The following is a 13,562-nucleotide window of genomic DNA, read 5'->3' as shown; positions in this document are numbered from 1 at the left end:
TGTTCAAAAATAGCGAATTTTGAACATCAGTTTACAAAATTATATCAATGGTGTATAAAAAATGCAAGATTAGTCTAGATGCCTTTGCACCCATTCTTGCCCTTGCTCAAGTATGGGTGTAATGTGTTGCATCAGAGGTTTCTCAAGAAATTGAATTCGCAAATAATCTATACTCATACCAACCACAAAGACGATTGCTACTACACATACCGCATATATAGGTAATAGTAAAGAATCATAATACTGATAGGTATAAAAAATATGGTCCCACATATAACGAGCAAATAAGCCATTGTCATGTATTAGGTAAATACCAAAGGTCGTTGCCGCTACTGTATTAATCCAAGAGCGATAAGCTATGTTCGATTTCAAGAAAAGAATAAATGCACCTAATCCTATAGCGAGCAGGAATACACCGTAGTCCTTCAGCGAAAAATAAAGGGTTTGTGTTACATATATAGGATTTATCATCGCCAATATATCAACTAGAATAATCCCTAGTGTGGAGCCTGCCAAACCAATGGAAGTTACTATAACACCTGTCTTTTGGGTGATGCTTTCACCATATAACCTAATATAAGCACCGATGGCGTAAAAATAGACAAATGAAAATATATGTTTAAAACCAAAGGTCGTATGTGGTAATTGAGGAAATAGATTCAGTATGGTCGGTGTTAAGAACCAAATAACCAGGCCGATTAATAAAAGCAGTCTTAAGTAATTCTGCTGTAAACGGTGTATGATAGGGTTGATAAATGGCGTTAACAAATAGAGGACTAAAAAGTTCTGCCCGAACCAACTCATAGCACCAATGGGTAATAATGATTTGATGATATTTGTTGATGTCACCGTATCTAAACCTAAAACAAGAGCAACCCCAAGCATAGCTAAACTATAAAACCAAATCTGGCCTACTAGTTTTGCAAACTTATGCAGTTTAAATTTTGCATTAATCATAAAGTATCCCGTTATGATGACAAAGGCGGCCACACCCGCTTTGCCAAAAAGGGAGAAAAATTGAAGGAATATTTTGTTAACGGTTATATCAGGGGTAAAGGTAAAACTACCATGCACACAAAAATGATGCATCACGATGCCAATCATGGCAATAATCCGCAGAAGTTCTATATTACTCTGTCGCTCTCTCATGTTCTCAAACCTCATAAACTCTCTCAAAATAATTTAAATTACTATTTATACAATATACGTTATACCAACAAAATGATTAATTTATGACTATCTATGGGACAAGCCCCTTGATACCTCTTCTAAGAATTAGTAGAGACCTGTAGTAATTACTAGGATGAAGTTGATATGGTGTCTCAAGAATTATAAACATAATGAAATGGCCTTTCATTATGAAAGCCCCCGAGTACTAATATATACAGCTATTAGTACTCGGGGGCTATTTTATATATCGACTATATTCTCAGATTGCTTTAGGTAAATATATCTTAGAATTTATGCGTAAATCCAGCGTTCACAGACCATCCTGCTTTATAGTCGCCAGATAGACCTTTGCTAATATCAGCGTAGATACTGTTGTTAGCGTTGATACCATAACGGCCACCGAATGCAAGGTCAGTCCATGTCCCTTTAAGGTCTTGTTCTGTGGATTTCACAGTAGAACCACTTGTGTATGTAGTTTTTACCGAGCCAGAGAAGGCATGGTTAACGCCGACACGAGTATAGATACTCCCTGAGCCAAAGGTCTTACCAATTTCAAGGCCAAGACCGCCAGCAGTGCTGCTTACGCCAGCTTGGTCTACATGCATGGTGCCTGCATTAAAGCTATCTCCACCAAAGTGAGTATAGCTCAATTGTGCTTGCGGTTCGATGTATACACCATTTTGTAATCTCACAGTTTTACCATAGCGAGCGCCGATAGTGTATGCATTAGCCTTCGTTTCGCCAGATAGGCTTTCACCAATTTCATTACGAGCTGTGAAAGTATTCGTTACACGACCAACTTGGGATTCAAGTTGAATGTATTGATCTCGGCCGAGTTCTTTCAAACCATAGACGCCAACAGCAAAGGCCTTTTCTTTGCCAGAGCCATTGAACACATAATCATCATGGCCACGAAGGTAAGACACTTGACCGCCTACGGTCCAACCGCTACCAGTTTTAGCGTCGTAACCACCTTGAATGCGTGTATAGGTTGTGTCCGTATCAATACCTTGTGCATCATAGCTATATTGACCGCCACCGATATGGGCCCAAATACCTGTTGTTGCGCCTTGTTGCAATGCACGAGGACGATAAGTATTTGTTAATGTGCGCCAGCCGTTGATGTTGCTCATAATCGCAGAACGAGCACCACGCATATGCGGAGTATCATATGCCGTTGATTGGGCCGGTGCCGGTTGCGGTGCTGGTGTTGGTTGTGGCGCCGGTTGCGGTGCTGGTGTTGGCGTTGGTACTGGTTGCGGTGTTGGCGCCGGTTGTGGTGCTGGTGTTGGCGTTGGTACCGGTTGTGGTGCTGGTGTTGGCGTTGGTACCGGTTGTGGCGCCGGTGTTGGTTGTGGTGCAGGTGTTACTGTTGTATTACCGTACACATATTTACCTTGGCCATTTTGATCCGCTTGCCATGTAATAGCACCTTCTTTAGCATAACCAGATGTTAATACCTTAAAACGGCCAGATTCAGCACCTTCAGAAGCAATGGCTACTGTGCCTTCAAGGTTTCTTTCACCAGTCACATAGTTATGGTAATACACCTTATGTGCAAGATTATCTAAAACCTTGTTTACATTATCCTCAGTAGACAAGTCTAATCCTTTGCGGCTAGTGTATAGATGAGCGCCAGCATTAGGGGCTGCACTTGTTATATGAATGTCACCACCCCAGAAGGAATCGGCCGTTAAACCATTATATGTTGTGGTTGGCGGTGTATATTCTGGATCCTCGGTATCTGCATATTCATCATTAGGATCATAAATAAAATTCACATGGCCTTCGAGTTTATCAATATAGAGTTTATTATGCTCATTTTGTTCTACCATATTTTGAAAATTGCGATTCGTAGAACCAACGAGTCGATGTACACGGCTAGGCATAGTACTACTATCAAGGTTAGTACCATCAAGGCCACCTTGATATAATAGCTCCCAATCCCCTCTTTCACCAAGGAACACATTGATATGATTATAGTTTCGCCTATTTTCATCAGCTAAATTGAAAGCTAGCCCAGACCAATTGGATTCCTCACCATCTATACCGATATTAATGGTTGAGCTATAATTTGGATCATTTTTAACTATAACATCGCCTTCAACGAATATTTTATCACCCGTAAATTCGCCGTGATGATCATGAACACCTATATTAATTGTACCCCCTTGAGCAAGGGCAACAGGTGTACTCACTCTACCAGAATTATATACACCTTTTTTCAATTTAATGTCTCCACCATTTTTACTGGTAGCAAATGCACTATGACCATAGCCAATATTAGAATATCCATCTTCAATAATAACCATACCACCATTCGCTACTATAGAAGATATATTTTTATCGTATTCTGGGAATACACGTATCATATCATCACTGTTAGCTACAAAATCTGTATTATCAGTATACGGAGCGGTATAAGCCGCATCTACCACCATATTAGGCATTACAAATCCAGCAATCGCCAGTGCCACAGCTAACGATAGCTTTGCTTTACTTACATGTCTCATAAAAATCCTCTCACTCTCATAGTATAAATAAACTGTAAATTATCTTAAATTATAATTTACAATTTGTCGTTTGTAAATATGAGAGAAATAAAATTAGTACAGGCCTGTAGTATTGCCTGGACCCTTTAATACCTCTCCTAAAAATCAGAACAGGCGTGTTCTAATTTAAAATCCCCTTGATAAGAGTATCGAGATACTCATCAAGGGGATTGTTTTAGTTATGGAAAAGACAAATAGCCCTTCGTTATCCTAGGATAGCTATTGAAATCAAGTCACATTTTAGGCTTTAAATATAACACCATTATGCTCTAGTTGTTCCACAGTCTTTTTACCAATACCCGGTAGCATCAACACTTCTTGTTTAGTAATTGTTTTAAAATCAGCTACTGTGTATAGGCCAGCTTGTGAAAGTGTAATCTGTGCACCAAACCGTATATTATCATATACCGGATTGCTACGCACAGCCCCGCCTTTAGCAACCTCTACGGGACTCATATGAGCGGACTCGCGTTTTCCTATATAACTATCATTAGAATACCGATTCGCAACAGTTCGACCGGTAACACGTTCATACGCATCATATAAAATCTGCCATAATGGACTTTCAAAAATCACCAATTGAGTCGGTAAAAATGAGATAGCAGTATATAAACTTATCAATTCCCGTGGGTCAAAATCTATGTTAATCATTTGATGTACCATATACATAATGGTCTCTAAGTGGTCTTCTACAAAATCGTTCCACCGTGTTGCATCTTGTAATAACCACTCAATATCTTCATATTCATCAACAAGGTCTGCTAATACATCATGGGCAACCTTGCTTTCACCACACTGTAAAGCCAATAAAATATACAGCATATGCATCGGTAACATGATATCCGGAGCCTGATTAAATGCATTTTGTATATCATCACAACATGCGAGATAGCGCTGATACACCTTGCGACCACGATCCCAATTGGCAGCGCCACAACAAGTAACCATCATGTACACAAGGAATCCTGAATGGTCTTGCTTGTCCCCGTGAAAGACAGGAGTAAAGCATGCAATCGCATCATTATACATATTGTATTCTAAATATATCATCCCCATGTCGATGAGGCATCGCATATAAGGACGGGCCTCTAGCACATTCCAATCTATTCTCTTAGGTTTTTCTAACGATTCTACTAGTTGTTGCAGCTGATGAAGTTGAAAACTTGGATGTAACTCAAGGGCTATAAGTTCCCGTTTAGCATCTACTTCGTCAGGGCATAACGCAAGAATCTTATTGTACAATTTCTTTGATTCCTCAGTCGTATCAGCCTCTTCTGCAGCCTCGTATAAATCACATAATTTCATTTCTATCGTATCATTAAAATCACCACGATTATATTGAGTCATAAATGCTTCTATCAAAGCCTCAATAGATTTGAATTCAGCCTCATGTTCAGATACAAATTGTTGCTGTAAACGTAATAATAACTCACTTTGAAAGCTAAACATAGAGTGTCTCCTTATACATATGAACGTAAGAATACTACTTATCTGTAATATATCATGAGGAGATATATTAATTCTAGAGGTAAGGCCTTGTTCTATTAATATCTCATCTGAAAATTAGAACACGCCTGTAGTATTGGAGGGACCTCTTAACATATCTCCTAAAAATTAGAACAGGCCTGTTCTAATTCTGGAGAGACCATATCAGGCTCATCTTACTAATTAGTACACGCCTATTCTAATGTAAAATCCTTATTTTCCTTTAATTCGTATATCTGTATTTATAGATGCTTATTGCTCAACTCATATGTTCGCATTATAATTAGTTTAAGATAGTCAGCGAGGTTGGGCCTCTCTTCGTTAATGGAGGGAGGGGTGCTCTATGAGTGATTATGAGTTAATCATGATAATTCTAGAGGTGATGACTGTTGTTATTGCCTTTGGTGCACTTGTGGCTCTTATTTGTCTTGGAAAAGACAAATAGCCCTTCGTTATCCTAGGATAGCTAGGTAACTGAAAGGCCATTTCATCATGCATTTGAATTACTGAGATGAGCCTGACGGATCTACTCGTCCGACTATCTTCTTATATTATAAAGATAATTATATATATCGTCAAATTCAAATGAACTCAATACATATATAATGTTTCATAAATTAGAACAGGCCTGTTCTAATTTAAAATCCCCTTGATAAGTACCGAGATACTCATCAAGGGGATTGTGTTAGTTATGAACGATACCAATCATCATATTAGAATTGGTAGTTAAGGTCTAGGCGGTAGTAGTTGGAAAGTTTTTCGTTATCGCCAGTAGCTTTATTAGTTTTGTTGTTGAAACCGTAGTATGCAGTCATGCCAAGATTGTTTTGTAATGCGTAGTTAGCAGTTAACAACCAGCCTTTGAAGCCTTGATAGTTCATTGCACTAATTGTACCAGCTGGTGTAGCCATCCATGCGGTATTAGTTGTATCGTATGCAATGTCCCATGTGGAGGATGCAGCGCCTAAGTTTTGGCCGAAGTTGAAGTATTGTGCTTTTACGTCCCAAGAACCGCGTTTTGCTTGGTCGTAGTTGCCATAGCCAAGGCCAGCAGTCCATGCAGAACCGTGAGAAACGCCAGCAGCTTTCACCCATTCGCCACCAACCCAAACTTTATCAAAGTTCATGTCTGTGCTGAAGCCATACATGTTTTTGAGGGCATCATTGCCGGATTTGTGTGCATTTCTACGGGCATAGAAACCACCAAGGTTTACATGTTTATTAAGTTGACCTTTAACGCCTGCATAGGTGAAAGTTTTGTTGGATTTTTTAGTTAAGCCCTCAAAAGCTCCTGCCACTGCATAGCCGTAGGCTGCTTGGAATTGAACCTTGTCGTTGCCTGCATTGAATTGAACGCCGTCGAATGTGTCATCGTAAATCAAACCGTTTCCAAGCATTTGATCGAAACGACCTGCTTTTACAGATACTCGTTCACCAAATTTATGATTTACATAAGCGCGGTCGAATGTTACATCTGCGGAATTAGTCGCGTCACCGAATTCAAAGTTGCCAGTTGTTACACGAACAACAGCATCTGTGCGATCATTTACCTTTGCATTGAATTGTAAACGAGCACGAGCGTCGAATTTAGAGCCTCTGTTATAATCGCCTACAGCATTTACGTAATGGCCATCTCTTTGTTGAGCACCAAGATAACGAAGACGCATATCGCCTGTTACTTTCACATTACCTACGCGGTCCTCTAAACGAGCTACGCGAACGCCCAAGTTATTTAATTCATTAGAGAATTCATCAGCCAAGCGGTTGATTAGAGCTTGTTGTTCCGCATTAGCGCGGTCTTGGTTTACGAGTGCTTTTGCAACCATTTGCGCTACTTGGAAACGAGTAATACCGTTTTGGCCTCTGAAAGTCCCATCTGGATAGCCAGTGATGATGCCAGTGCTAGCCAATTGAGACACGGCTTGGTAGGCCCAAGAATCAGGGGTTACATCGGAAAATGGGTTCGCTGCAAACGCAGTTGTTACACCCAACACAGCTGTTGCTGCAAAGATAGCGGCAAATTGTTTTTTCATAACTATACCTCTCTCACCATAAAAAGAACTATACACATCTGCAAATCGGCGCTACCAGACTGATTTTCCCTATCCCCTTATAAGTGATAACCGTCCCATTACAGAATATAACATAAGTATAACATACTATAACAAATATTTTATATTTCAGATAAAAGTTCATTGGATTTTCATAGGATTGTAAAGGTAACCTCAACACCTGTTAAAAAACCGCAAATATAACAAAAAAGATGACGAAATATACATTTTATCATCTTATTTCGCCATCTGTTTGCATTTTATTAAGTTGTGCCAATCTATTGAATTAGAATTGGTAATTTAACTCTACGCGGTAGTAGTTTGCTAAGTATTCATTAAGTGAACCATCGATTCTATTAGTTTTATTTTTAAAACCATAGTATGCACTGATGCCCACATTGTCTTGCAATGCATAATCAACAGTAGCTAACCAGCCTTTAAAGCCACGGAATATACTGTTCGTAGTCGGAGTTGTTGCAGTAATATCATAATGAATGTTGTTCGCATCATATGGGAATTTCCATTTAGAACCATAAGCACCCAAGTTTTCACCAAAGCTAAAGTATTGAGCCTTTACATCCCAGCTACCTTTTTTAGCTTGGTCATAACGACCATAACCAATACCAGCTGTCCAAGCATTACTATGATCAGTATTAACGGCTTTCACCAATTCACCGCCAATCCAAACTTTATTAAAGTTCATATCCGTACTTACACCATACAAGTTACCATAGGAATGATAATAATCCTCTGTAAATCTTCTATGGCGAGAATAGAAACCGCCCAAATCAATATGCTTATTTAATTTCCCTTTTAAACCTACATAATTATATAAATCCTTTTCTGGTAAAAAACGAGTTTCATTGTCTATGGCAGATGCATAACCATGAGCTACTTGCAATTGAATCTTATCGTTACCAGTGGTCAATTGAATACCATCAAAGGCATCATCATACAAGAGACCATTACCTATTGTTTGATTGAAACGACCTGCTTTTACAGATGTGTGTTCACCAAATTTATGATTCACATAAAGCCTATCGAGTCTAGTCTCAGTTTCATAGTCGGAAAAGGCATCGCCTAATTCCATAGAATAGGATTGAATACGCGCAACAACATCTGTGCGATTGTTCACCTTCGCATTAAATTGCAGACGACCACGCACATCATATTTAGTTGGTTTATAGTATTGACCACCTGCACTGACTAAACGACCATTTTTCTTAGATGAATGACGTACTAAGAATCGTACATCCCCTGTTACTTTCACATTGCCAACGCGGTCCTCTAAACGACCTACGCGAACGCCCAAATTATTCAATTCGTTAGAGAATTCGTCTGCCAAACGATTAATCATCGCTTGTTGTTCTGCATTAGCGCGATCTTGATTAGCCATCGCCTTTGCAATCATTTGAGCCATTTCAAAACGGGTAATATCCTTTTGGCCTTTGAAAGTCCCATCTGGATAGCCATTAATAATGCCCGCACTCGCCAATTGAGATACGGCTTGATACGCCCAAGAATCTGGCGTTACGTCGGAAAATGGATTTGCTGCGAAGGCAGTCGTTATACCTAGTACAGCCGTTGAAGCTAATATAACAGCAAATTGTCGTTTCATACTAAAACCTCTCAATTCTTACTAGAATAATCTATACACACAATTATTAGAATTGGTAATTTAACTCAACACGATAGTAGTTAGATAATTTACGATATCTAGCATATTGTTCAGGGTTATTACGACCTTTAAAGCCCGCATAAGCACTTAAACCTAAGTTATCTTGTAATGCATAGTTCACAGTTGTGAGCCAACCTTTATAGCCATGGAACTCGATATGACCTGTATTATCTGACTGTGTTGAATCATAAGCAATATTCCATTTAGAGGAGATAGCCCCCATATGCGAACCAAAGTTAAAGTATTGAGCCTTTACGTCCCAAGTACCTTGTTTAGCAATGTCATAATCGCCATAACCGATACCAGCCGTCCAAGCATATGCATGTTTTGCATGCGTATCTTTCACAGTTTCCGCACCAATCCAAAGCTTGTTAAATTTCATATCTGTGCTAAAACCATACACATTTTTTAGGCTATGATCTAAAACCTTTTGTGTGTTAAAGCGCGTAAAGAAACCGCCTACATTGATATGTTTATTTAACTGACCTTTAACACTAGCATAAGAAATCGTATGATTATACTCTGCCGGAACGTTTACATAAAGCCCTGTAAGTAGATACCCATGTGCGCCTTGAAATTGGAATTTATCATTGCCAATATTTAGTTGAACCCCATCAAATTTATCATCATGGATCAAACCATTACCAATCATTTGATCAAAACGACCCGCTTTTACAGATACACGTTCGCCAAATTTATGATTTACATAGACGCGGTCAACAGTAAGTAGGCCAATAGACTCTCCACTCGGATTATAGGCAGCGCCTAATTCAAAATTATCAGATGCAACACGTACAACCGCATCAGTGCGGTCATTTACCTTCGCATTAAATTGAATGCGAGCACGAGCATCAAAACGTGTCTTCTCACTATATTCCCCGTCGCTTCTTATAAAATCTGGTCCCATTGCTTTAGTGCCAAGATATCGAAGTCGCACATCACCAGTCACCTTTACATTGCCAACGCGGTCCTCTAAACGACCTACGCGAACGCCCAAATTATTCAATTCGTTAGAGAATTCGTCTGCCAAACGATTAATCATCGCTTGTTGTTCTGCATTAGCACGATCTTGATTAGCCACCGCCTTTGCAACCATTTGAGCCATTTCAAAACGAGTAATCTCTTTTTGGCCTTTGAAAGTCCCATCTGGATAACCATTAACTATACCAGACGCTGCCAATTGGGATACAGCTTGGTATGCCCAAGAATCTGGCGTTACATCGGAGAATGGATTAGCACCGAAGGCAGTCGTTACACCTAACACAGCTGCTGCTGCCAACATAGGAGCAAATTGTGATTTCATAAAAATACCTCTCTAAAAGACTATATATTCACAAATATAGTTGAATCAATCATATATGTATCCTCGTTTCCATATATGAAAAGTATACAACTACAGTATTCTTTTATAGTATAGCAATGAGAAATAAATAATCATTAAGAATATTGTAAAATTTTCATATTATTTTCACTTTTTACAATAATATACATCATTATGTCTATATATAAAAAAGATGGCAAAACTCGAGTTTCGCCATCTTTGTTTATTTCTTATGCTATATTACTATAACAAATTAGAACTCGTAATTAAGATCTACACGATAGAAATTAGGCTCACAACCACAATCTTGATATTTCCAATCGAAACCATAATAAGCGGATACTCCAACTCTGTTTTTCAATGCATAATCAAGTGTTGCCATCCAACCTTTAAAACCAGCCCCATACGGTTGATTCCAAGTAGTATCAATAATCAAAGCATTATTTTTCATATTAAAATGTTGAACTTTTACCCCCCAAGTACCTTGTTTTGCAATGTCGTAGTTACCATAACCAACACCTGCCGTCCAAGCTGTAGATTCTTCAATATTAGAGGCTTTCAACCATTCACCGCCAACCCATACTTTATTGACATTTACATTAGCATTGAAACCATATAATCCTTTAACAGGTTCATTGATTTCATAATCTTCACCGTTAAAACGAGTGTAGAAACCACCTAGATCAAGGTGTTTACCAACTTTACCATTCAAGTTTAATACAACGAGTTCTGGATTTATATCTGTCACCATATATCTAAATTCACCAGACACCATATAGCCATACGCTGCTTGGAGTTGAACTTTTTCATTGCCTGCATTGAATTGAAGGCCATCAAATTCGCCATCAAAGGATAAACCATTACCCAACATTTGACCAAAACGGCCGGCTTTCACAGATACATGTTTACCAAATTTATGATTTACATAAGCGCGATCAAATTTTACAGTAGTAGTATCCTCACCAAAACCTAACATTGAATGTGAATTATATGTTTCACCTAGCTCGAAATTACCAGTTGTTAAACGAACAACAGCATCTGTGCGATCATTTACCTTGCCATTAAAGAGAATGCGGGCACGAGAATCAAATCTGTATCTACTTTGAACGCCTCCATGCCCAATAGTTGGAGATGGTATAATGTCGTTTACACTCTTAATATAGCGGAATCTCATATCGCCAGTTATTTTAACATTGCCCACCCGTTCCTCTAAACGACCTACACGAACACCCAAGTTATGCAATTCGTCGGAGAATTCCTCTGCTAAACGATTAATCATCGCTTGTTGTTCTGCATTAGCGCGGTCTTGATTAGCCATCGCTTTGGCAATCATTTGAGCCATTTCAAAACGAGTAATCTCTTTTTGACCTTTGAAAGTCCCATCTGGATAGCCATTGATGATGCCAGCACTCGCCAATTGAGATACAGATTGATAGGCCCAAGAATCTGGCGTTACATCTGAAAATGGATTAGCGCCGAAGGCAGTCGTTACACCCAACACGGCAGCGACCGCAAACATTACAGAGAATTGTCTTTTCATAATTAAACCTCTTACTACTATATAACACACACAACTGTACTAGTGCCTAAATACATATTACTTATATCTCTATATTCTCATATGCATTTCACGCATTAGTAAAATGTATTTTCAGTATAACAGTAAGAATTAAATAATCCTTAATAAGAGCATAAATATTTCATTTATATTTCATCATGTATTCATATGTACTATTTTCATATAAAAAGATGGCGAAGCCTATGTCTCGCCATCTCTATTTGCTTTATTAAATTATGTAATCTTATAGATTAAAATTGGTAATTAAGGTCTACGCGGTATAAATCGTCTTCTTTAGCACCATCCTGACTTTTCCAATCAAAGCCATAATAAGCAGTTAAGCCAACATTATTTTGTAATGCATAATTAGCTGTTGCTAACCAACCTTTAAAACCTGTCCCAACGTAAGGTTGATCCCAAGTAGAATCAAAGATTAGAGCATTATTTTTCATGTTAAAGTATTGAGCTTTTACACCCCAAGTACCTTGTTTTGTAATGTCGTAATTGCTGTAACCAACGCCTGCCGTCCAAGCTGTAGATTCTGTGATTTTAGAAGCTTTCAACCATTCACCACCAATCCAAACTTTATTAACGTTAACATTAGCATTGAAACCATATAATCCTTTTACAACTTTATATACTTGTAAATCTTCACCGTTAACACGAGTATAGAAACCACCTACATCAAGGTGTTTACCAACTTTACCATTCAAGTTTAATACAACAAGTTCTGGATTTAAATTTGTAGCCATATTTTGGAAGTCTCCAGACATCATATAGCCATAAGCTGCTTGGAATTTAACTTTTTCATTACCAGCATTGAATTGAATACCATCAAATGTACCATCAAATGCTAAACCAGCACCTAACATTTGGCCAAAACGACCAGCTTTAACGGATACGCGTTCACCGAATTTGTGGTTAACATACGCACGGTCGAATTTAAATTGGTTTTCGTTAGTAGCATTACCAAATTCAAAATTGTCAGTAGTCAAACGAACAACTGCATCAGTGCGATCATTTACTTTTGCATTGAATTGTAAACGTGCACGACCATCAAAATTAACCTGGTTATTTGTAAACTTTTGATAACGAAGACGAGCATCACCAGTAACTTTTACATTACCAACGCGATCTTCCAAACGAGCTACACGAACGCCCAAGTTATTCAATTCGTTGGAGAATTCGTCAGCCAAACGGTTAATCATAGCTTGTTGTTCAGCGTTAGCACGGTCTTGGTTAGCCATAGCTTTAGCTACCATTTGAGCCATTTCGTAACGAGTGATATCGTTTTGGCCTTTGAAAGTGCCATCTGGATAACCGTTAACGATACCAGCTGCTGCCAATTGGGATACAGCTTGATATGCCCAAGAGTCAGGAGTTACATCAGAGAATGGGTTAGCTGCGAAAGCTGTAGTTACACCCAATACTGCTGTTGCTGCAAAGATTGCGGCGAATTGTTTTTTCATAAAACCACCTCTTATACTAACTACACACATACAATAGTGTTACCTCGATACATGATGCATATGTGTCCACGTTTCCATATGCATTATATTCATCGATTAAATGTACTTTTAGTATAACAACGATAATTAAATAAACCTTAACAAAAAAAATAAACTATTCATTTATATTTCATACTTTTATACAAAAAAAGCTACCCACCGGCTTAGCCGGTGGTTCTTCTTTTCGCCTATAAGGCGAATGCTACCGGCCGCGCGTGGGAGCGCATGTCGATCCGTCA

General features: G+C 38.6%; 8 protein-coding genes. All 8 read right to left on the bottom strand.

The features are described from left to right. Window positions 1-69: 69 nt before the first annotated feature. Window positions 70-1,149, bottom strand: a complete 1,080-nt coding sequence (locus VEI_RS00040) for an acyltransferase (RefSeq protein ID WP_059360969.1) — start codon at window positions 1,147-1,149, stop codon at window positions 70-72. A gap of 305 nt (window positions 1,150-1,454) precedes the next feature. Beyond that, window positions 1,455-3,683, bottom strand: coding sequence for an autotransporter outer membrane beta-barrel domain-containing protein (locus VEI_RS00035; RefSeq protein ID WP_059360967.1), 2,229 nt, complete (start codon window positions 3,681-3,683; stop codon window positions 1,455-1,457). A 279-nt stretch (window positions 3,684-3,962) separates the two neighbouring features. Beyond that, a complete protein-coding gene (locus VEI_RS00030) occupies window positions 3,963-5,171 on the bottom strand; it encodes a tetratricopeptide repeat protein (RefSeq protein ID WP_059360965.1) in 1,209 nt (402 codons plus the stop codon). Window positions 5,172-5,920: 749 nt separating this feature from the next. Beyond that, the gene (locus tag VEI_RS00025) at window positions 5,921-7,240 is read right to left on the bottom strand and encodes a putative porin (protein ID WP_059360963.1); all 1,320 of its coding nucleotides are present in this window, start codon (window positions 7,238-7,240) and stop codon (window positions 5,921-5,923) included. A 304-nt stretch (window positions 7,241-7,544) separates the two neighbouring features. Further along, a complete protein-coding gene (locus VEI_RS00020; protein ID WP_059360961.1) occupies window positions 7,545-8,876 on the bottom strand; it encodes an S-layer homology domain-containing protein in 1,332 nt (443 codons plus the stop codon). 46 nt (window positions 8,877-8,922) lie between these two features. Then, on the bottom strand, window positions 8,923-10,239 hold the full coding sequence (locus VEI_RS00015; protein ID WP_059360959.1) for an S-layer homology domain-containing protein: 1,317 nt from the start codon (window positions 10,237-10,239) through the stop codon (window positions 8,923-8,925). A gap of 271 nt (window positions 10,240-10,510) precedes the next feature. Next, on the bottom strand, window positions 10,511-11,797 hold the full coding sequence (locus VEI_RS00010; RefSeq protein WP_059360957.1) for a putative porin: 1,287 nt from the start codon (window positions 11,795-11,797) through the stop codon (window positions 10,511-10,513). 269 nt (window positions 11,798-12,066) lie between these two features. Beyond that, window positions 12,067-13,284 (bottom strand): putative porin, encoded by a 1,218-nt coding sequence (locus VEI_RS00005; RefSeq protein ID WP_059360955.1) that lies wholly within the window; start codon window positions 13,282-13,284, stop codon window positions 12,067-12,069. Between the last annotated feature and the right edge of the window lie 278 nt (window positions 13,285-13,562).

It is taken from the genome of Veillonella tobetsuensis, from assembly GCF_001078375.1.
GTDB classification, from domain to species: Bacteria; Bacillota; Negativicutes; order Veillonellales; family Veillonellaceae; genus Veillonella; species Veillonella tobetsuensis.
This window is presented reverse-complemented; position numbering and strand designations above follow the sequence as displayed.